Origin of the sequence: Pseudomonas sp. LFS044 (genome assembly GCF_047978245.1) — a bacterium.
Classification (GTDB): Bacteria; Pseudomonadota; Gammaproteobacteria; order Pseudomonadales; family Pseudomonadaceae; genus Aquipseudomonas.
This window is the reverse complement of record NZ_JBFPFX010000018.1, coordinates 90,442-111,647: the sequence shown is the minus strand read 5'-3', so window position 1 is coordinate 111,647 and position 21,206 is coordinate 90,442. Positions and strand designations below refer to the sequence as shown.

Below are 21,206 nucleotides of genomic sequence, written 5' to 3'. Positions count from 1 at the left end.
CGACTTTAGCAGCCGGTGAAGCACCTTAAACGTTAAAGGTGTTACCAGGCATGAAACCAGCCCAGCGTAATCATGGCCACGACGATGTAGCGCCCGCCCTTGGCCAGGGTTACCAGCAACATGAAACGCCAGAACGGCTCACGCATGATCCCGGCAATCAAGGTCAACGGGTCGCCGATTACTGGCATCCAGCTCAGCAGCAGCGACCACTGCCCCCATCGCTGATAACGCTGCTGTGCGCGTTCCAGCTGCCCGGCGCTGAACGGGAACCAGCGTTTGTCGCGCCAGTGCTCGATGGCCCGCCCGAGCAACCAATTGACCACCGAGCCCAGCACGTTGCCCAAGGTAGCGACCAGCAACAAGGTCAACCAGGCGTCCGGTTGCTTTAGCAGCAGGCCAACCAGCACTGCCTCCGATTGCAGCGGCAGCAACGTGGCGGCGCCAAAGGCGCTGAGGAACAGCGCCCAGAGGCTGAGCATCAGTAAGTGGCGACCACGGTGTCCTGGCCGTCCTGAGTCACCCCGATAACCTGATAGGCGTCCTTGTGGTCACCCATTTCCATGCCTGGCGAACCCATCGGCATGCCTGGCACGGCCAGGCCCTTGAGGTCGCTGCGCTTGGCCAGCAGGCGCACCTGTTCGGCCGGCACATGGCCTTCGACGAACTTGCCGTCGATCACCCCGGTGTGGCACGACGCAAGGCGCGGCGCCACGCCCAGGCGTTGCTTCACGGCGCTCATGTTCGGCTCGACATGGTCATTGACGGTGAAACCGTTGTCGCGCAAGTGGCTGATCCAGGCCTTGCAGCAACCACAGTTAGGGTCGCGGTACACGTCGATGGTTTCGGCGGCCTGGGCCAGGCCGGTGATGGCCAGCAGGCCGAAAGCGATCAGGTGTTTATGCAGCATCGTCCAGGCACTCCTTCAGAAACGCAGATGCACGCCTGCTACCAGGCGGGCCTGGTCGGCGCGGTCACCGTGCAGGCGGTGGAAGCTTACCCCGACATAGGGGCGAAGCCGCGGGATATTTTAAATCGCAGGCGCAGGCCGACCCTACTGTCGGCCAGCCATGATCGTCGCCTGCGACGCCTGTCAGCCAGCTGAGGTGCACATTACAACTTTGTCAGGCGGCGTAGTCGTCGTGGCCCAGGTCACGCATCAGCAGGCCATGTTCCAGCGATACCTGTTCGGGGATCGGCAGGTACACCACGTGCCCGTCGCCGGGCGCCACGTCGATCGCCTGCTGCTGGCGGCCGTACAGGTGGTGCAGGTCGAAATGGTAGTTGCCACGTGGGGTCATCAACTCCAGATGATCGCCCACGGCGAAGCGGTTCTTCACCTTGACCTCGGCGCGGCCGTCCACCCGTACACCGGTCAGTTCGCCGACGAACTGCTGGCGCTCGGACATCGAGTTGCCCCGCAGGTAGTTCTGGTATTCGTCGTGCACATGGCGGCGCAGGAAGCCTTCGGTGTAACCGCGTTGCGCCAGCGACTCGAGGTTGTCCATCAGGGCCATGTCGAAGGGGCGCCCGGCTGCCGCGTCGTCGATGGCCTTGCGGTACGCCTGCACCGCGCGGGCGCAATAGAAGTGTGACTTGGTGCGGCCCTCGATTTTCAGAGAATGCACGCCCATGGCGGCCAGGCGCTCGACGTGCTGGATGGCGCGCAGGTCCTTGGCGTTCATGATATAGGTGCCGTGTTCATCCTCGAACGCCGGCATCTCGGTGCCGGGGCGGTTGCTCTCGTGCAGCAGGAACACCTGCCCGGTCGGCGCGCCCAGCCCCAGGGTCGGCTCGACCTCGCGCACGATGTCGCCGGTGGCGTTCTCGGTGGCCGGCGTGGCTTGGTACTTCCAGCGGCAGGCGTTGGTGCAACTGCCCTGGTTGGCGTCACGCTTGTTGAGGTAGCCCGACAGCAGGCAGCGGCCGGAATAGGCCATGCACAGGGCTCCATGGACAAACACTTCCAGCTCCATGCCGGGCACCTGCTGGCGAATCTCCTCGATTTCGTCCAGTGACAGCTCCCGGGACAGGATCACCCGGCTCAGGCCCAATTGCTGCCAGAACCGCACGCTGGCCCAATTGACCGTGTTGGCCTGCACTGACAGGTGCACGGGCATGTGCGGGAAGTGCTGGCGCACCAGCATGATCAGCCCGGGGTCGGACATGATCAGCGCATCGGGCGCCATCGCAATGATGGGGGCCAGGTCCTTGAGGAAGGTCTTGAGCTTGGCATTGTGCGGCGCGATGTTGACCACCACGTAGAAGCGCTTGCCCAGGGCATGCGCCTCCTCGATGCCCAATGCCAGGTTGGCATGGTCGAATTCGTTGTTGCGCACCCGCAGGCTGTAGCGCGGCTGGCCGGCATAGACCGCGTCGGCACCATAAGCGAATGCGTAACGCATGGTCTTGAGGGTGCCGGCAGGGGCCAGCAATTCGGGCTTGGCGGGTAGCTTCATGTGCGCACCGGTGCAAAAAGCGCGGATGCTAGGGCCTGGCCGCCCAGGGCATATTGATTTGAATCAACGGAGCGACGGCACTTTTATGAATACGCCGTGCACTAACGTTCAGGACACTTGAGGAAAATCCATGAACCAAACCGCTTTGCAGAACAAGGCCCTGGCAGTGCTGCTGGCGCTGGTGACCATCGCCTTCGGCTGGATCCTGTTGCCGTACTATGGCGCCATCTTCTGGGCGGTGATTCTTGGCATCCTGTTCGCGCCGTTGCAGCGCAATCTGCTCATGCGTTTTGGCCGGCGGCGCAACGTGGCGGCCGCCGCCACCTTGCTGGTGTGCCTGCTGGTGGCGATCTTGCCGGTGATCATCACCAGTGCGCTGCTGGTGCAGGAAGGCGCCACGCTGTACCAGCGTATCGAGAGCGGGCAACTGGACATCGCCGGCTATGTCGAGCGCGGCATGAACATGCTGCCTCCATTCGTCCAGCACGGGCTGGACAGCATGGGCGTGGGCAACCTCGACGGGCTGCGTGACAAGATCACCAAGTGGGCAACCCAGGGTAGCCAGGTGCTGGCCAGCCAGGCGTTCAGTTTTGGCCAGGGTACCTTCGAGTTTCTGGTGAGCTTCGGCATCATGCTCTACCTGCTGTTCTTCTTTCTGCGCGAGGGGGCGGAAGTGGCGCGCCGGGTACGCCTTGCCATACCACTGCCGGAACACCAGAAGCGCCGGCTGCAGCTGAAGTTCAACCGCGTGGTGCGGGCAACGGTCAAAGGCAATGTGCTGGTGGCGATTACCCAGGGCGCGCTGGGTGGTTTCATCTTCTGGGTGCTGGACATTCCCAGCGCGCTGGTCTGGGCGGTACTGATGGCCTTCCTGTCGCTGCTGCCTGCGGTAGGTGCCGGAATCATCTGGGCGCCGGTGGCGGCTTACTTCCTGCTGACCGGGGCGATCCTCCAGGGGGCGATTCTGACCGCCTTTGGCGTGCTGGTGATCGGCCTGGTGGACAACGTGCTGCGGCCGATCCTGGTGGGCAAGGATACGCGGATGCCCGATTACCTGATCCTGGTCTCCACCCTGGGTGGGCTAGCGGTGTTCGGGCTCAACGGCTTTGTGATCGGGCCGCTGATCGCTGCGTTGTTCATCTCGAGCTGGGGGATTTTCGCAGCGACCAAGCCGCAGGTGCAATTGCCGCAGTAGGGGCTGCGAGGCGGCCCCTGGGCATTTGACTAACGGAAGCTGTACGACACCCCGGCGTACACCCCAAACCCTTCACCGGGTGTCGAGCGGGCAATGTCCTGACCGGCATCGTTGTACCCCGGCGTCACCGTCGCGGCATAGCGTTTGTTGGTCAGGTTGCGCAGGTCCAGCCATGTCTGCCAGTCCTGCTTCGGCGAGTCCCAGCCCAGCCGTGCGCCCAGCAGCGCATAGGCGTCGGCATGGTAACTGTTGGCGTAGTCCACCTGCACCTTGGAGGCCATCTGCGTGTTGACCCCGGCGTACAAGCCGCTTGGCCAGTCGTAGCGCAGTTCGGCCTGGTAATAGTGCATCGGGATGCCTGGCAAGCGGTTGTCGCCAAACGTGTCATCGTCGCGGTAGTGGAAGTCACTGAAGGTATAGGCCTGGCGCAGGCTCAGCTTGCCTGTGCCGGGGCGCTCCCACAGCGTGCTGTCCAGCCCGGCTTCAACACCCTGGTGCACGGTAGCGCTGGCATTGAACTCCTTGGCCGGTTGGCCTTGCACGATTTCCACGGCCAACAGTTCGTGGCGTACCTGCGAGTAGTACCAGGCCAGGTCCCATCGCCCCAGCACCGAATCGCCGCGTGCGCCCAGTTCCAGCGTGGTGGCGGTCTGGTTTTGCATCTCGATCGGCTGCGTGGCGACCGTGGAGCTCCAGATCAGCGACCACGGGTGTGGCGGCTCGACGGACCGGCTCAGGTTGCCATACACCTGCAGTTGCGGGCTGAAGTCATAACGCAGGCCCAGGCGTGGCGCGTAGTCCCAGTCGTGCTGGCTGACCTTGCCGCCCGTGGCGGGGTAGGTGACGTCGCTTTCTCGGCGGGTGTAGATCATCGCCAGGCCGGTTGTCAGCCACAGGTCCGGGACCAGCTCCAGGTCGTTGCCCACATGCAGCACGGTGTCCGACCCCTGGTAGCTGAAGTCGCGGCTGCGCGCCCCGAAGTTGTCGCCGCTGGTACGCGCAAACTGCGAGGCACCACTGTTGGGCAGGTGCTTGGTGGTGCGCCAGCCGAAGGTGGTCTTGCTCTCGTGCCCGAGCAGGGTGTCGCGGCGCGAGTAATTCAGCGTGCCACTGACATCGGTGTAGGCAACCTTCAAGCGCATCGGGCCTTCGCGCAGGTCCATCGGGAAGTCGTGATACACCAGCCCGGCTTCCAGGCGGGCATCGTCCTCGAGGTAGAAGGTGGTCTTGTTGGCCACCCAGGTACTGCCCGGTTGTGGCCGGCTGTCGTCGCGCGCCAGGTAGGCCGCGTTGGCAGCACGCGGGTCGTGCTTGATCTGGTCCTTGGTCAGGCGCCCGGCCAGGTCGTTCTCGGTTTCCCGGTAGCGCAAGTAGAAGCGGGTTTCCAGGTTCGGGTTGAAACGGTAGCCGACATTCGCCGCGATGCCCTTGGCGCTGCCACTGCTGTGGTGCTGATAGCCGTCGTATTCGGAGTCGGTCAGGGCCACGTAATAATCGAGGTTACCCAATACCTGGCCAGAGCTGATATGCCGGTGCTGGTAGCCCCGGCTGCCGACCTCGTAACGCACCTGCAACGGCGCGGCATCGTAGCCGGTATGGGTGACATAGTTGATGGCACCGCCAAGCGCCAGGGCGCCCTGATCGAAGCCGTTGGCCCCGCGCAGCACTTCGGCGCGGCTCAACCATAGCGGTTCGAACAGCTCGTAGGGCGTACCGCCCGGGCCGGTCAGCGGCAGGCCGTCGAACATCGTGTACACCCCGGAGCCGTGAGCGCCAGGCGCCCGGTTGATGCCCGAGCCGCGGATCGACAGCTTGATGCCATCGTTGCCTGCCGACTGGGCGAAAACACCAGGCTGATAGGCGAGCACATCCTGGTTGCTGGCAACCCGGCCTTGCCCCACCCGGTTCATGTCCACCAGATTGCTGGCGCCGGGGACTTCCCGCAGCCGTTCGGCGGCGTCTTCCAGTTCGGTCTGTTGCTGGCCTTCGATCAATACCTGGTCGAGTTCGACGCGGCCGGTGGCCTGGGCTGCGCTGGTGATCATCAGGGCCAGCAGGGAAAAGGGGAGGGTAGGGCGCATGACAAGGGCTTCCAGAGCGATAAGCGGGAATCTGACGCTGCAAGTGTCAGACGAAGCACAGCTTTTGTTCTGTAGGCCGGAAAAAGAAAAACCCCGCCGAGGCGGGGTTCTTCAGGATCGCTGCAGGTCAGCCGATCAGTTGCAGGCCAGCCTGCTGGACCATTTCCAGCAACGGCTGCGGGTAGACACCCAGCACGAAGGCGAGGATGGCGATGGCCAGCAGCATGACGCCACCGGTGCGCTGTTCCCACTTCAGCGGGGCGTCGTGGCGACGCAGGTTTGGTTCGACCAGGTACAGGGTGACCATGACGCGCAGGTAGTAGTAAACGCCGATGGCGCTACCGATCACCAGGGCACCGACCAGCCACCACAGGTGCGACTCGACGCCGGTGGCGATGATGTAGAACTTGCCGATGAAGCCTGCGGTCAGCGGGATGCCGGCCAGCGACAGCATCATCACGGTCAGTACGGCGGTCAGGTACGGGCGGCGCCAGAACAGGCCGCGGTACTCGTACAGCGCATCGGCGTCACGGCCGCCGTAAGGCGAGGACATCAGGGTGATCACGCCGAAGGCGCCGAGGCTGGTGATCACGTAGGTGACCAGGTACACGCCCATGGCTTCCAGGGCCAGGCCCTTGCTTGCGACCAGGGCGATGAGCAGGTAGCCGAAGTGGGCGATGGACGAGTAACCGAGCAGACGCTTGAGGTTGCTCTGGGTCAGCGCCAGCAGGTTGCCGATCAGGATCGAGGCAACTGCGATCACGGCTAGCACGGTGCTCAGCACGCCGCTGCTGGCTGCCGGGGACAGCATGAACAGGCGCACCACCACGGCGAATACAGCGACCTTGCTGGCGGTGGCCAGGAACGCGGCCACCGGCGCCGGGGCGCCTTCGTACACGTCCGGGGTCCACAGGTGGAACGGCACCAGCGACAGCTTGAAGGCCAGGCCCACGAGCATCATGCCCAGGCCCAGTTGCGCGACCAGGCTTGGCATGTTGGTGGCTGCCAGCGCTTTGCCGATCTGGTCGAAGCTCAGGCTGCCAGCATCGGCGTACAGCAGTGCCATGCCGAACAGCAGGAAGGCAGAACCCGCAGCCGACAGCACCATGTATTTGATGCCCGCTTCCAGTGAACGCTTGTTGAAGAAGGCATACGCCACCAGGCCGTAGACCGGCACCGACAGCAGCTCCAGGCCGATGAACAGGCCGGCCAGGTGGTTGGCGCTGACCAGCACCAGCCCACCGAGTGCCGACATCAGCAGCAGCAGGTAGAGCTCTTCACGGTTGCCCGGGAAGCCCTTGGAGCCTTCGCCCAGGTAAGCGTGGGCAAGCGTGACGCAGGCCAGTGTGGCGACCAGGATGATCGCCATGTACAGGCAGGCGAACTTGTCGATGGTGATCAGCGGGGTAACCGCCAGCGGCGCGACCTTCAGTACCGGCAAGATCGACAGCAAGGCCAGGTTCAGGCCCACGGTGGACAGCAGGAAGGTCTGCGAGTGGTTGCGCTTCCAGGCGATCGCCAGCATCACCACCACCGTGGTGATGGTGGTGATCAGCATCGGCGCCAATGCGATGAAGTGTTGAGTGGTGAATTCCATAGCGCTCTTACCGGGCCGAAGCGAGTTGAGTGAAAGCGGAACCGAGCCACTGCTGCACACCACTCATGGTGGCGGCAGAAGTGTCGAGGAACGGCTGCGGGTACACACCAAGCACGATCAGCAGCACCGCCAGGCCCAGCACCATGATCATCTCGCGGCCGTCCATGCCGGCCAGCACGGTGTCGCTCTTGCTTGGGCCGAAGTAGGCGCGGTGGATCATGATCAGCGAGTAGACGGAGCCGAAGACCAGGCCGGTGGTGGCGATCACGGTGATCCATGGCACGCTGGCGAAGCTGCCGATCAGGATCAGGAACTCGCCGACGAAGTTGCCGGTGCCGGGCAGGCCCAGGGAGGCAGCAGCGAAGAACAGGCTGATTGCAGGCAGGTACGCGATGCGGTGCCACAGGCCACCCATCTGGCGCATGTCACGGGTATGCAGGCGCTCGTACAGCTGACCGGACAGGATGAACAGCGCAGCGGCCGACAGGCCGTGGGCCAGCATCTGGATTACCGCGCCTTGCAGGGCCTGCTGGCTGCCGGAGTAGATCCCGATCAGCACGAAGCCCATGTGCGAAACGCTGGAGAAGGCGATCAGGCGCTTGATGTCGGACTGCGCGAACGCCAGGAAGGCACCGTAGAAGATACCGATCAGGCCCAGGGTCATGGCGATCGGCGCGAACTCGGCCGAGGCGTTCGGGAACAGCGGCAGGGCGAAGCGCAGCAGGCCGTAGGCCGCAGTCTTCAGCAAGATACCCGCCAGGTCCACGGAACCTGCGGTCGGGGCCTGGGCGTGCGCATCAGGCAGCCAGGAGTGGAACGGCACCACCGGCAGCTTCACCGCAAAGGCGATGAAGAAGCCCAGCATCAGCACGTACTCGACGCCCGCGGGCAGCTCGGCCTTGAGCAGGTCGCTGTAGTTGAAGGTGAGCACGCCGGTGGTGTTGTAGTTGACCAGCACCAGGCCAAGGATCGCCACCAGCATGATCAGGCCGCTGGCCTGGGTGAAGATGAAGAACTTGGTCGCAGCGTAGATCCGGGTCTTCTTGCCGTCTGCAGAGCTGTGACCCCAGAGCGCGATGAGGAAATACATCGGCACCAGCATCATTTCCCAGAAGAAGAAGAACAGGAACAGGTCCAGGGCCAGGAACACACCGACCACGCCGCCGAGGATCCACATCAGGTTGAGGTGGAAGAAGCCGACGTGGCGCTGGATCTCTTTCCAGGAACACAGTACCGACAGCACACCGAGCAGGCCGGTCAGCAGGATCATCAGCAGCGACAGGCCGTCCAGGGCCAGGTGGATGCTGATGCCGAAGCGCTTGATCCACTCGACTTTGTATTCGAGTGCCCAGGCAGGTTCGGCGCCCGGAGCAGGGGCCAGGGTGTAGTCGCCGGTGCCCCACAGATACAGGCCGATGCCGAGCAGCAGGGACATGGTCAGCAGCGCGATCCAGCGCGGCAGGGTGGCGCCGAAGCGCTCACCCAGCCAGCACAGGAAGCCGCCGATGAAGGGGATCAGGATCAGCCAAGGCAAAATCATGACGGGTTGGTTTCCTTTGGCAAAGTCGCAAGATTCATAGTCATACCGCAGCCACTACCACAGCACCGAGTACCAGCACGGCGCCGACGGCGATCGAAGCGGTGTACCAGCGCAGCTGGCCGGTCTCGGTCTTGCTCATGGCGACGTGGCCACCACGTGCCATCCGAGGGATCAGGCCGATGCTGCGGTCAACCGGGTCCTTGCGCAGGATGTGGCTGATCAGCAGGTAAGGTTTGACGAAGAGCTTGTCGTAGATCCAGTCGAAGCCCCAGGCGGCGAACCACCAGGCCGACAGGACGCGGCCGATGCCGCTGTTGGCAACGGCGCTGACGAAGCGGCGCTTGCCCAGGAACAGCATGGCCGACAGCAGGATACCGGCGATGGCGATGGCGCCCGAGGCGATCTCCAGCGAGTGCTTGGCGTCACCACCAGCATGGCCTGCGCTTTCAGGCAGCACACCTGCCAGCGGTGGGGTGATCCAGGCGCCGATGAAGGTCGACAGCACGATCAGCACGCCCAGTGGCAGCCAGTGGCTGATGCCGTGGCCGGCGTGGGCTTCGGTCTTGGCTTCGCCATGGAAGGCGATGAAGATCAGGCGGAAGGTGTACAGCGAGGTCATGAACGCACCGACCAGGCCAGCGTACAGCAGGCCGGTGTTGCCGCTGGCGAAGGCTTCCCAGAGGATCTCGTCCTTGGAGTAGAAACCGACGGTCACGATCGGCAGGGCTGCCAGGGCGGCGCCACCGACCACGAAGCTGGCGTAGGCCAACGGCAGTTTCTTCCACAGGCCGCCCATCTTGAAGATGTTCTGCTCGTGGTGGCAGGCAACGATCACCGCACCGGAAGCAAGGAACAGCAGGGCCTTGAAGAAGGCGTGGGTCATCAGGTGGAAGATCGCCGCGTCCCAGGCACCGACGCCCAGGGCCAGGAACATGTAACCGATCTGGCTCATGGTCGAGTAGGCGAGGATACGCTTGATATCGGTCTGTACCAGCGCGGCGAAGCCGGCCAGCACCAGGGTCACACCGCCGACTACGCCGACCAGGTGCAGGATGTCCGGCGCCAGCAGGAACAGGCCGTTGGTACGGGCGATCAGGTATACGCCCGCGGTCACCATGGTTGCGGCGTGGATCAGTGCCGAAACCGGGGTCGGGCCTGCCATCGCGTCGGCCAGCCAGGTCTGCAGCGGCAGCTGGGCCGATTTACCGACCGCGCCACCCAGCAGCATCAGGGTCGCCAGGACCATCCAGGTGTCACCTGCCTGGAACTTCTGCGGTGCCAGCACCAGCAGTTCCTGCACATTCAGGGTACCCAGCTGGGCGAACAGGATGAACAGGCCGATGGCCATGAACACGTCGCCGATACGGGTGACGATGAACGCCTTGAGTGCCGCGTTACCGTTGTTGCGGTTGCTGTAATAGAAACCGATCAACAGGTACGAGCACAGGCCCACGCCTTCCCAGCCGAAGTAGATGAACAGCAAGTTATCGCCCAGCACCAGGAACAGCATGCTGGCGATGAACAGGTTGGTGTACGAGAAGAAGCGCGAGTAGCCCGCTTCGCCACGCATGTACCAGGACGCGAACAGGTGGATCAGGAAGCCCACGCCCGTGACCACGCCGAGCATGGTGACCGACAGGCCGTCCACGTACAGGGTGAAGTTCGGCGCAAAGCCGTCCACCGACATCCACTGCCACAGCAGCTGGCTGTATGCGCCGCCTTCAGGCGGGGCGACATTGAATTGCCAGATGACGTAGGCGGCTGTTGCGGCCGAGAGGCCGACCGAGCCGACGCCGATCAGGGCAGACAGGTTCTCCGAGAACCGCCCGCGCGAGAACGACAGCAGCAAGAAGCCGATCAGGGGGAAGACGAAAGTCAGGAAGATAAGGTTCATCCGCGCATCTCACTGGCAGCATCGATGTCGAGAGTGTGGAAGCGGCGATACAGCTGCAGCAGGATTGCCAGGCCAATGCTGGCCTCGGCGGCTGCCAGGCTGATCACCAGAATGAACATCACCTGGCCGTCGGGCTGGACCCAGCGGGCACCGGCGACGACGAACGCCAGGGCAGAGGCGTTCATCATGACTTCCAGGCTCATGAGCACGAAGAGGATGTTGCGGCGGACCATCAGGCCAACCAGACCTAAGCAGAACAGGATGCAGGCAACCGCCAGACCATGCTCGAGAGGGATAGCACCCATGATTTACTCCTTCGCCTCGTTGCGGCCCAGGTGGAAGGCGGTGACGGCTGCAGCGAGCAGCAGCATCGAAGCCAGTTCGACCACCAGCAGGTACGGGCCGAACAGGCTGATGCCCACTTCTTTCGGGCCCACGGTGGTGCCGCTGATGCCGGCACCGCTCGGGGTGACGAACAGCACGTACAGCAGCTCCAGCAACAGCAGGGTGCCGAGTATCACCGGCCCCGCCCATATGCCCGGCTTGAGCCAGCCACGTTCCTGGGCGACCGAGGCCGGCCCCAGGTTGAGCATCATCACCACGAACACGAACAGCACCATGATGGCGCCGGCGTAGGCGATCACTTCCAGGGCGCCGGCGAACGGCGCACCCAGGGCGAAGAAGATCATTGCCACGGAAATCAGCGAAATGATCAGGTAGAGCAGGGCGTGCACGGGGTTGGTGCCGGTGACCACACGAAGGGTGGAAACCACGGCGATCCCGGATGCGAAGTAGAAAGCGAATTCCATCTTTCTGTCCTTATGGGAGCAAGCTCTTCACGTTGATCGGCTCGGCCTCGTTCTGCGCAGAGCCTTTCGGCTTGCCAGCGATCGCCATGCCCGCAACACGGTAGAAGTTGTAGTCAGGGTTCTTGCCGGGGCCGGAGATCAGCAGATCTTCTTTCTCGTACACCAGGTCCTGACGCTTGAACTCGGCCATTTCGAAATCCGGGGTCAGCTGGATCGCGGTGGTCGGGCACGCTTCCTCGCACAGGCCGCAGAAGATGCAGCGCGAGAAGTTGATGCGGAAGAACTCCGGATACCAACGACCGTCCTCGGTCTCGGCCTTCTGCAGCGAGATGCAGCCAACCGGGCAGGCCACCGCGCAGAGGTTGCACGCCACGCAGCGCTCTTCGCCATCGGGGTCGCGGGTGAGGACGATACGGCCACGGTAGCGCGGCGGCAGGTACACAGCTTCTTCGGGGTACTGCAGGGTGTCGCGCTTGCGGAACCCGTGGGAGAACACCATGGCCAGGCTGCGCAGCTGTGTGCCGGTGCCCTTAACGATGTCGCCGATATACTTGAACATGGGTCAAATCCTCACTGGGCCGCGACGGCTGGCGTGTTGTAGAGCACGATCGCAGCGGTCACCAGCAAATTGATCAGGGTCAGCGGCAGGCAGAACTTCCAGCTGAAGTCCATCACCTGGTCATAGCGTGGGCGCGGGATCGAGGCGCGCAGCAGGATGAACAGCATGATGAAGAACGCGGTCTTCAGCGCGAACCACAGGAACGGCACTTGCGGCAGGATGCCGAACGGGCCGTGCCAGCCACCGAAGAACAGCGTGACCAGCAGCGCCGAGATGAGGATGATGCCGATGTACTCACCGACGAAGAACATGCCCCATTTCATGCCGGCATACTCGATGTGGTAGCCGTCGGCCAGTTCCTGTTCCGCTTCCGGCTGGTCGAACGGGTGACGGTGAGTCACGGCGACGCCAGCGATGAAGAAGGTGCAGAAGCCGAAGAACTGCGGAATGATGAACCACAGGTTCTGGGCCTGGTATTCAACGATGTCGCGCATGTTGAACGAGCCCACCTGCACCACCACGCCCATCAGCGCCAGGCCCAGGAACACTTCGTACGACACGGTCTGTGCCGAAGCACGCAAGCTGCCCAGCAGGGCGTACTTGTTGTTCGACGACCAGCCGGCGAACAGCACCGCGTAGACCGACAGGCCGGCCATGGCGAAGAAGAACAGCAGGCCGATGTTCAGGTCGGCGACGCCCCAGCCCGGTGTGATCGGGATGATCGAGAAGCCGATCAGCAGGGCGCTCATGGCCACGACCGGCGCCAGGGTGAAGATCATCTTGTCGACGAAGGGCGGGTTCCAGTCTTCCTTGAAGAACATCTTCAGCATGTCGGCGGCGATCTGGAACATGCCGAACGGGCCGACGCGGTTAGGACCGTAGCGGTCCTGCCACCAGCCCAGCAGGCGGCGCTCGACGAAGCTGAGCAGCGCACCGCAGACGACGACGGCCAGCAGCACCACGATGGCCTTGACGACCTGGATGATCACATCGATCACTTCGGGGGTGAACCAGCTCATTGTGCTGCCTCCTGCAGGCCTTCGACGGATGCACCGAAGATGGCCGGCGGAATGCCGGCCAGGCCTTTCGGCAGCGCGACCAGGCCAGCGCCCAGCTCTTCATTGATGCGCAGCGGCAGGCGCAGGGCCACACCGGCGACGTTCAGGCTCAGCAGGGCACCTTCGTTGACACCCAGGCGGTCGGCTTCGGACTTGGCCAGGGCCACGTAGGCAGGCTGAATGCGCTCTTGCACCGGAGCGGCGCGCGACGAGTTTTCTTCGCTGCCGAACAGGTGGAAGAACGGCACGGCGGTCCAGGTGCCACGGGCCGGGTTGAAAGCACCCGGGATGGCGTTGAACCAGTTCAGGCGATCGCCTTGCGATTCGATCAGGCGCACGCCCGGGTCACCGGCACGCAGGTGGCCACCGACCTCGTCCTGGAACTTGTTCCAGGCTTGCGGCGAGTTCCAGCCCGGCGACCAGGCGAACGGCACCTGCTGGCGCGGTTCAACGGAGCCCGAGTAGCCTTCCATCGAGAAGGCGAACGCGGTGTCCTTGTCTTGCGGGGTACGTGGCTCGTGCACGCTGATGTTGGCGCGCATGGCGGTACGGCCGGAGTAGCGCAGTGGCTCACGCGCCAGCTTCATGCCCTTGATGCGGAACGCGGCGCTGGGTGCTGCGTTGACGATACCGGCCAGTTGCGGCGCGGCTTCGGCGCAGGCGCTGGTGACGTGGTCCAGCTGGGTCCAGTCGACCGGCTTGTTCAGCAGGGTGGCACGCAGGGCGTGCATCCAGCGCCAGCCTTCATGGACCAGGATGCTGCTGTCCAGGTACTGCGGGTCGAATACCTGGAAGAAGCGCTGGGCACGGCCTTCCTGGCTGACCAGGGTACCGTCGCCTTCAGCGAACGACGCCGCTGGCAGCACCAGGTGGGCGCGCTCCAGGGTAGCGGTGTGGGAATGGTCGGCGACGATCACCACCTTGGCGGCAGCCAGCGCGGCATCGACCTTGGCGGCCGGCACGCGGGTGTACAGGTCGTTTTCCAGAACCACGATGGCATCGGCCTTGCCGCTGATGACTGCGTCCAGCGCCGCATCGACCGACTCGCCACCCATCATTGCCATGCCCAGGCTGTTGGCCTCAGGCACGACCAGGCTCAGCGAACCGTTCTTCTCGCGCAGCTTCAGGGCCTTGGCGATGTTGGCGGCGGCTTCGATCAGCGCCGGGTCGGCCAGGGAAGTACCGGCGATGACCAGGGGGCGCTTGGCCGCCACCAGGGCGTCGGCGATGCGCTGGGCCAGGGCCTTGGCTTCGTCGTCCAGGCCAGCCACTGCGGGTGCGCTCGGGTCGATGGCATGGGCCACGGCGAAACCGATGCGGGCCAGGTCCGCAGGCGCTGCGTGTACGCATTCTTCAGCCACGTCGTCCAGCTTGGTTTCAGCCAGCGAGGCGATGAACAGCGGGTACAGCGCATGCTGGCCGATGTTCTTCACGGCGGCGTCCAGCCAAGGCTGCACTTTCATGGCTTCGGCCATGGCCTCGGCCTTGCCTTTGGTGGCCTGGCGCACGGACAGCGCCACACGGGCGGCGGTCTGGGTCAGGTCTTCACCGAGCACGAACACGGCGTCGTGGTCTTCGATGTCGCGCAGGGTCGGCACCGGCAGCGGGCTGTTGTTCAGCACGTTCAGGGCCAGGCGCACGCGGGCCAGTTCGCCTGCTTCCATACCGCAATAGAAGTACTCGGCGCCGACCAGCTCACGCAGGCCGTAGTTGCTTTCGAGGCTGGCGCGCGGCGAGCCGATACCGACGATGGTGCGGCCGCGCAGCAGGTCGGCGGCCTTGTCCAGGGCGGCGTCCAGGCTCAGCTTGGTGCCATCGGCCAGGCGTGGCTGGCGCGGGCGGTCAGTGCGGTTGACGTAGCCATAGCCGAAGCGGCCACGGTCGCACAGGAAGTACTGGTTGACCGAGCCGTTGAAGCGGTTTTCGACCCGGCGCAGCTCGCCGTAGCGCTCGCCCGGGCTGATGTTGCAGCCGCTGGAGCAGCCGTGGCAGATGCTTGGGGCGAACTGCATGTCCCACTTGCGGTTGTAGCGCTCGGAGTGGGTCTTGTCGGTGAACACGCCGGTCGGGCAGACCTCGGTCAGGTTGCCGGAGAACTCGCTCTCCAGCACGCCGTCTTCAACGCGGCCGAAGTACACGTTGTCGTGGGCGCCATAGACACCCAGGTCGGTGCCGCCTGCGTAGTCCTTGTAGTAACGCACGCAGCGGTAGCAGGCGATGCAGCGGTTCATCTCGTGGGCGATGAACGGGCCGAGGTCCTGGTTCTGGTGGGTACGCTTGGTGAAACGGTAACGGCGCTCGTTGTGGCCGGTCATTACCGTCATGTCCTGCAGGTGGCAGTGACCGCCTTCCTCGCACACCGGGCAGTCGTGCGGGTGGTTGGTCATCAGCCACTCGACGACGCTGGCGCGGAATGCCTTGGACTCGTCATCTTCGATGGAGATCCAGGTGCCGTCGGAGGCAGGGGTCATGCACGACATGACGATACGACCACGGGTGTCGTTCTCGTCGGTGTACTGCTTGACCGCACACTGCCGGCAGGCGCCAACGCTACCAAGCGCCGGGTGCCAGCAGAAATAAGGGATGTCGAGGCCGAGTGACAGACAGGCCTGTAACAGGTTGTCTGCACCGTTGACTTCGAGCGCTTTGCCGTCTACGTGGATAGTGGCCATTGTTCAAAGTTCTTCGTTGGCCCGCGTGAGCGGGCGTGGCTAATGGAAATCTGTACGCCTGCGGCCCGCCACGAATCGTTCGGGCCGGCCTGCAGGCTGGCGGGTGGCACGGACCACCCGCAGCTCATCTTGTTATGCGCCGACCACGATCGGCCCGCTCGGCACTGGCTTGGCCAGGTTCGGGCGCAGGGCGTCGGCAGCACTGGCTGGTGCGACACCGGCCTCGAACTCGGAGCGGAAGTATTTGATGGCACTGCCCAATGGCTCGACGGCACCCGGTGCGTGAGCACAGAAGGTGCGGCCTGGGCCGAGGAAGTTGACCAGACCCAGCAGGGTCTCGATGTCTTCGGCACGGCCCTGGCCGTTTTCCAGTGCGCGCAGCATCTTCACGCTCCACGGCAGGCCGTCACGGCATGGGGTGCACCAGCCGCACGATTCGCGGGCGAAGAACTCTTCCATGTTGCGCAGCAGCGAGACCATGCTGACGCTGTCGTCGACCGCCATGGCCAGGCCGGTACCCATACGGGTGCCGACCTTGGCGATACCACCGGCGTACATCTGCGCATCGAGGTGCTCGGGCAGCAGGAAGCCGGTACCGGCGCCGCCTGGCTGCCAGCACTTGAGCTTGAAACCGTCACGCATGCCGCCGGCGTAGTCTTCGAACAGCTCGCGGGCGGTCACGCCGAACGGCAGTTCCCACAGGCCTGGGTTCTTCACCTTGCCGGAGAAACCCATCAGCTTGGTGCCGTGGTCCTCGCTGCCTTCGCGGGCCAGCGACTTGTACCAGTCGTTGCCGTTGGCGACGATGGCCGGCACGTTGCACAGGGTCTCGACGTTGTTTACGCAGGTCGGCTTGCCCCACACGCCGACGGCGGCAGGGAAGGGCGGCTTGGAGCGCGGGTTGGCGCGGCGGCCTTCCAGCGAGTTGATCAGTGCGGTTTCTTCACCGCAGATGTAGCGGCCGGCACCGGTGTGCACGAACAGTTCGAAGTCAAAGCCCGAACCGAGGATGTTCTTGCCCAGCAGGCCTGCGGCCTTGGCTTCGTCGATGGCGCGGTTGAGGTTTTTCGCTGCGGTGGTGTATTCGCCGCGCAGGAAGATATAGCCGCGGTAGGCCTTGAGGGCGCGGGCGCTGATCAGCATGCCCTCGACCAGCAGATGGGGCTGTTGCTCCATCAGCATGCGGTCCTTCCAGGTGTTCGGCTCCATTTCATCCGCGTTGCACAGCAGGTAGCGGATGTTCATGGATTCGTCTTTGGGCATCAGGCCCCACTTCACGCCAGTGGGGAAGCCCGCGCCGCCGCGGCCCTTCAGGCCGGAGTCCTTGACCGCTTGAACGATGTCGTCCTGCGACATCTGCGCCAGCGCCTTGCGGGCAGCGGCGTAGCCGTTCTTGGATTCGTACTCGGCCAGCCAGACCGGTTCGCCGTCGTCACGCAGGCGCCAGGTCAGCGGGTGGGTTTCGGCCGAACGCGCGATGCGGTTGGCCGGGCCGAAGGAAGTAATGGTCATACGTAACCCTCCAGCAGTTTGGTAACGCCAGCAGGCTGCACGTCGCCAAAGGTGTCGTCGTCGATCATCAGCGCCGGGGCCTTGTCGCAGTTGCCCAGGCAGCATACCGGCAGCAGGGTGAAGCGCCCGTCAGGCGTGGTCTGGCCGAGGCCGATGCCCAGTTCGCTCTGGATCTGGCTGACCACCGACTCATGGCCGCCGATGTAGCAGACCATGCTGTCGCACACACGGATGATGTGGCGGCCAACCGGCTGGCGGAAGATCTGGCTGTAGAAGGTGGCTACACCTTCGACGTCGCTGGCAGGGATGCCCAGCACTTCGCCGATCGCGTGAATGGCGCCGTCCGGCACCCAGCCACGTTCCTTCTGGACGATCTTCAAGGCTTCGATGGACGCCGCGCGCGGGTCCTCGTAGTGATGCATTTCGTGCTCGATGGCCGAGCGCTCGGTTTCGCTAAGGGCGAAACGGTCTGTCTGGATAAGCGTGCTGTTCATGCTTAGCGGTCCACGTCAGCCATAACGAAGTCGATACTGCCCAGGTACGCAATGAGGTCGGCGACCATGCTGCCTTTGATCACCGAAGGGATCTGCTGCAGGTGCGGGTAGCTCGGGGTGCGGATCCGGGTGCGGTAGCTCATGGTGCCGCCATCGCTCGTCAGGTAGTAACTGTTGATGCCCTTGGTCGCCTCGATCATCTGGAACGACTCGTTGGCCGGCATCACCGGGCCCCACGAGACTTGCAGGAAGTGCGTGATCAAGGTTTCGATGTGCTGCAGGGTGCGCTCTTTCGGCGGCGGCGTGGTCAGCGGGTGGTCCGCCTTGTACGGGCCTTCCGGCATGTTGCGCAGGCACTGGTCGATGATGCGGATACTCTGGCGCATCTCCTCGACACGGACCATGCAGCGATCGTAGGCATCACCGTTGTGGGCCAGCGGTACTTCGAACTCGAAGTTCTCGTAGCCGGAGTACGGGCGTGCTTTACGCAGGTCGAAATCGCAACCGGTGGAACGCAGGCCGGCACCGGTGGTGCCCCATTCCAGCGCTTCCTTGGTGTTGTAGGCGGCAACGCCGACGGTACGGCCCTTGAGGATGCTGTTCTGCAGGGCAGCCTTGGTGTATTCGTCCAGGCGCTTGGGCAGCCACTCGACGAAGTCCTTGACCAGCTTGTCCCAGCCGCGCGGCAGGTCGTGGGCGACGCCACCAATGCGGTACCAGGCCGGGTGCAGGCGGAAACCGGTGATCGCTTCGATCACGGTGTAGGCGCGCTGGCGGTCGGTGAAGGTGAAGAACACCGGGGTCATGGCGCCGACGTCCTGGATATAGGTACCCAGGAACAGCAGGTGGCTGGTGATGCGGAAGAACTCGGCGAGCATGATGCGAATCACGTCGACCTTCTGCGGCACCTTGATGCCTGCCAGCTTTTCCACCGCCAGTACATACGGCAGGTTGTTCATCACACCGCCGAGGTAGTCGATACGGTCGGTGTAGGGGATGAAGCTGTGCCAGGACTGACGCTCGGCCATCTTCTCGGCACCACGGTGGTGGTAGCCGATGTCCGGCACGCAGTCGACGATCTCTTCGCCGTCCAGCTGCAGGACGATACGGAACGCACCGTGGGCGGACGGGTGGTTGGGGCCGAGGTTGAGGAACATGTAGTCCTCGTTGGCGCCCTGACGTTTCATGCCCCAGGCTTCCGGGTTGAAACGCGCCGATTCCTCTTCAAGCTGTTGCTTGGCGAGGGTCAGGCTGTAAGGGTCGAACTCGGTCGCACGGGCCGGGTAGTCCTTGCGCAGCGGGTGACCTTCCCAGGTGGGCGGCATCATGATGCGGCTCAGGTGCGGGTGGCCGGCAAAGTCGATGCCGAACATGTCCCAGACTTCGCGCTCGTACCAGTTGGCGTTTGGCCAGATGCCGGTCACGGTCGGCAGGTTCAGGTCGCCTTCGCTGAGCGACACCTTGATCATCACGTCGCTGTTACGTTCAACCGACAGCAGGTGGTAGAACACGCTGAAGTCGGCGGCGGGCAGGCCGCGGCGCTGGGTGCGCAGGCGTTCGTCGACGCCGTGCAGGTCGTACAGCATGCTGTAGGGCTTGGCGACACCGCGCAGGAAGCTGAGCACCTCTTTGAGCTGGGCGCGTTTGACCCACAGCACAGGCATGCCGGTGCGGGTTTCCTGGGCGACGAATGCTTCGGCGCCAAAACGGTTGTTCAGTTCGACGACCACATCCTGGTCGTCAGCCTTGTAGGGCGGAATGAAAATAGCGTTGTCCGCTGTCATGGTCTCGGTCGCTTTGGGTCAACGTTAAGAATGAAGCCAGGCCGCCGGCTCCAGGGGGAGCGGGCGGCAGGTCGCTGGATCAGACTTCGTCGGGGCTGCGCAGGTTGGTTACTGCAATGCGCTGCTCACGACGCAGGTCTTTCTGGGCTGGCATCTCGGCACGGTAAATACCTTGATCACCAACAACCCAGGAAAGCGGGCGTCGTTCTTGGCCGATCGACTCCTGCAGCAGCATCAAGCCTTGCAGGAAAGCCTCAGGGCGTGGCGGGCAGCCAGGCACATAGACGTCCACGGGGAGGAACTTGTCGACCCCCTGAACGACCGAGTAGATGTCGTACATGCCACCGGAGTTGGCGCACGAGCCCATGGAGATGACCCACTTCGGCTCGAGCATCTGCTCGTAGAGGCGCTGAATGATCGGCGCCATCTTGATGAAGCAGGTACCGGCGATGACCATGAAGTCGGCCTGACGCGGCGAGGCCCGGATGACTTCGGCGCCGAAGCGGGCGATGTCGTGGGGCGCCGTGAAGGCCGTGGTCATTTCCACGTAGCAGCAGGACAGGCCGAAGTTGTACGGCCAGAGGGAGTTCTTGCGACCCCAGTTGACCGCGCCACGCAGCACATCCTCGAGTTTCCCCATGTAGATGTTCTTGTGGACCTGGTCCTCTAGCAGTTGGTCGGTGACGGTTTCCCGTTCACCTACCGGGTACTGCTCGTTAGGCGCATCCGGATCGATTCTGGTGAGATTGTATTGCATTGCCAAAGCCTCATTGTTTCAGCTTCGCTTGCCGCTTGCGGCGACCTTCGGGAGCCCAATCAAGAGCACCGACGCGCCATAGGTAGACAAGACCTGCCAACAGAATTGCTATGAAAACGAGAGCTTCGACGAACCCGGTCCAGCCGCTTTCGCGGACGGACACAGACCATGCAAAGAGAAAGAGGGCTTCGATATCGAAGATCACGAACAGCATCGCGACCAGATAGAATTTGGCGGACAGGCGCAGGCGGGCGCTGCCGACGGGCAGCATGCCGGATTCGAAGGGTTCGTTCTTGGCGCGGCCCCATGCCTTGCTACCGAGCAGGCTGGACAGGCCGAGCATGAAGGCGCACAGGCCGACGACACCCAGAAGGAAGATGGCAAAGCCCCAGTTGTGGGCGATGAGTCCTGCCGAATCGGACATGCTAGAGATCCTTATACAGAGACCCAGCTCTGCAGTCTGAAATAAGTAAAGCGGCGACGTGGTGTCGCAGGTGCAGTGACCAAATGTCGCAGCTGAATCAATCGCGCTGATTTTATGGGTAAACCCGGTGCAAGTAAAATTTCTGTCGCAAATTTATTCGTAGCATTTAGAACAAAAGCCCTTCGTAACTGGCTGAAAGCCTTGAAATTCGGGCATTGCGTGCGGTTTTGTTAATTATGTTTCTTGCGACTGGTAACGAATTACAAGTTCCGTAATGATAATTAATATCATTTGACCTAATGCCATGTAATTTGGCTGTTCTGTGCCTTGTAAAGTTCATCTGGCGATTTGCCCTACTTGCAAATGCGAAAGAC

The 21,206-nt window shown here is 63.3% G+C and carries 18 protein-coding genes; 1 reads left to right on the top strand and 17 read right to left on the bottom strand.

Going from position 1 to position 21,206, the window contains the following annotated elements:
- Nucleotides 1–41: 41 nt before the first annotated feature.
- The 3 genes from ACNQPL_RS16840 to yegQ all read right to left on the bottom strand — a co-directional run bounded on the left by ACNQPL_RS16840 (nucleotide 42) and on the right by yegQ (nucleotide 2,456).
- Entirely contained in the window at nucleotides 42–479 is a 438-nt protein-coding gene (locus tag ACNQPL_RS16840; protein WP_416467299.1) for a YqaA family protein, read from the bottom strand.
- Nucleotides 479–907 carry a DUF411 domain-containing protein gene (locus ACNQPL_RS16835; RefSeq protein WP_387532795.1) on the bottom strand — a complete coding sequence of 143 codons (429 nt, stop codon included), beginning with the start codon at nucleotides 905–907 and terminating at the stop codon, nucleotides 479–481. Before ACNQPL_RS16835 ends, ACNQPL_RS16840 begins: the two co-directional genes overlap by 1 nt.
- Nucleotides 908–1,121: 214 nt before the next feature.
- Nucleotides 1,122–2,456 carry a tRNA 5-hydroxyuridine modification protein YegQ gene (yegQ, locus tag ACNQPL_RS16830; RefSeq protein ID WP_416467298.1) on the bottom strand — a complete coding sequence of 445 codons (1,335 nt, stop codon included), beginning with the start codon at nucleotides 2,454–2,456 and terminating at the stop codon, nucleotides 1,122–1,124.
- Between the two features lie 130 nt (nucleotides 2,457–2,586).
- On the opposite strand from yegQ, the gene ACNQPL_RS16825 reads away from it, so the two are divergent.
- Entirely contained in the window at nucleotides 2,587–3,651 is a 1,065-nt protein-coding gene (locus tag ACNQPL_RS16825) for an AI-2E family transporter (protein WP_346616128.1), read from the top strand.
- Between the two features lie 29 nt (nucleotides 3,652–3,680).
- On the opposite strand, the gene ACNQPL_RS16820 is transcribed toward ACNQPL_RS16825, so the two are convergent.
- The 14 genes from ACNQPL_RS16820 to ACNQPL_RS16755 form a co-directional block, all read right to left on the bottom strand.
- On the bottom strand, nucleotides 3,681–5,732 hold the full coding sequence (locus tag ACNQPL_RS16820) for a TonB-dependent receptor family protein (RefSeq protein ID WP_416467297.1): 2,052 nt from the start codon (nucleotides 5,730–5,732) through the stop codon (nucleotides 3,681–3,683).
- A gap of 127 nt (nucleotides 5,733–5,859) precedes the next feature.
- Nucleotides 5,860–7,329, bottom strand: coding sequence for an NADH-quinone oxidoreductase subunit NuoN (gene nuoN / locus ACNQPL_RS16815; protein ID WP_416467296.1), 1,470 nt, complete (start codon nucleotides 7,327–7,329; stop codon nucleotides 5,860–5,862).
- A 7-nt stretch (nucleotides 7,330–7,336) separates the two neighbouring features.
- Nucleotides 7,337–8,869: an NADH-quinone oxidoreductase subunit M gene (nuoM, locus tag ACNQPL_RS16810; protein WP_387532827.1), complete on the bottom strand. Its 1,533-nt coding sequence runs from the start codon at nucleotides 8,867–8,869 to the stop codon at nucleotides 7,337–7,339.
- 40 nt (nucleotides 8,870–8,909) lie between these two features.
- Entirely contained in the window at nucleotides 8,910–10,763 is a 1,854-nt protein-coding gene (gene nuoL, locus ACNQPL_RS16805) for an NADH-quinone oxidoreductase subunit L (RefSeq protein ID WP_346616125.1), read from the bottom strand.
- Nucleotides 10,760–11,068, bottom strand: coding sequence for an NADH-quinone oxidoreductase subunit NuoK (nuoK, locus tag ACNQPL_RS16800; RefSeq protein ID WP_416467295.1), 309 nt, complete (start codon nucleotides 11,066–11,068; stop codon nucleotides 10,760–10,762). Before nuoK ends, nuoL begins: the two co-directional genes overlap by 4 nt.
- Nucleotides 11,069–11,071: 3 nt before the next feature.
- Nucleotides 11,072–11,572 carry an NADH-quinone oxidoreductase subunit J gene (gene nuoJ, locus ACNQPL_RS16795; protein ID WP_012313764.1) on the bottom strand — a complete coding sequence of 167 codons (501 nt, stop codon included), beginning with the start codon at nucleotides 11,570–11,572 and terminating at the stop codon, nucleotides 11,072–11,074.
- A gap of 10 nt (nucleotides 11,573–11,582) precedes the next feature.
- Entirely contained in the window at nucleotides 11,583–12,131 is a 549-nt protein-coding gene (nuoI, locus tag ACNQPL_RS16790; RefSeq protein ID WP_027592814.1) for an NADH-quinone oxidoreductase subunit NuoI, read from the bottom strand.
- An 11-nt stretch (nucleotides 12,132–12,142) separates the two neighbouring features.
- Nucleotides 12,143–13,150: an NADH-quinone oxidoreductase subunit NuoH gene (nuoH, locus tag ACNQPL_RS16785; protein WP_012273297.1), complete on the bottom strand. Its 1,008-nt coding sequence runs from the start codon at nucleotides 13,148–13,150 to the stop codon at nucleotides 12,143–12,145.
- A complete protein-coding gene (gene nuoG, locus ACNQPL_RS16780; RefSeq protein ID WP_416467294.1) occupies nucleotides 13,147–15,861 on the bottom strand; it encodes an NADH-quinone oxidoreductase subunit NuoG in 2,715 nt (904 codons plus the stop codon). The genes nuoH and nuoG overlap by 4 nt, the downstream gene beginning before the upstream one ends.
- A 132-nt stretch (nucleotides 15,862–15,993) precedes the next feature.
- Nucleotides 15,994–17,373 carry an NADH-quinone oxidoreductase subunit NuoF gene (gene nuoF / locus ACNQPL_RS16775; protein WP_346616123.1) on the bottom strand — a complete coding sequence of 460 codons (1,380 nt, stop codon included), beginning with the start codon at nucleotides 17,371–17,373 and terminating at the stop codon, nucleotides 15,994–15,996.
- A complete protein-coding gene (gene nuoE, locus ACNQPL_RS16770) occupies nucleotides 17,370–17,867 on the bottom strand; it encodes an NADH-quinone oxidoreductase subunit NuoE (protein ID WP_008096184.1) in 498 nt (165 codons plus the stop codon). The genes nuoF and nuoE overlap by 4 nt, the downstream gene beginning before the upstream one ends.
- A gap of 2 nt (nucleotides 17,868–17,869) precedes the next feature.
- Nucleotides 17,870–19,651 carry an NADH-quinone oxidoreductase subunit C/D gene (nuoC, locus tag ACNQPL_RS16765; protein WP_346616122.1) on the bottom strand — a complete coding sequence of 594 codons (1,782 nt, stop codon included), beginning with the start codon at nucleotides 19,649–19,651 and terminating at the stop codon, nucleotides 17,870–17,872.
- Between the two features lie 79 nt (nucleotides 19,652–19,730).
- Nucleotides 19,731–20,408: a NuoB/complex I 20 kDa subunit family protein gene (locus tag ACNQPL_RS16760; RefSeq protein ID WP_012313769.1), complete on the bottom strand. Its 678-nt coding sequence runs from the start codon at nucleotides 20,406–20,408 to the stop codon at nucleotides 19,731–19,733.
- 10 nt (nucleotides 20,409–20,418) lie between these two features.
- Nucleotides 20,419–20,832 (bottom strand): NADH-quinone oxidoreductase subunit A, encoded by a 414-nt coding sequence (locus ACNQPL_RS16755; RefSeq protein ID WP_003251427.1) that lies wholly within the window; start codon nucleotides 20,830–20,832, stop codon nucleotides 20,419–20,421.
- Nucleotides 20,833–21,206 lie beyond the last annotated feature (374 nt).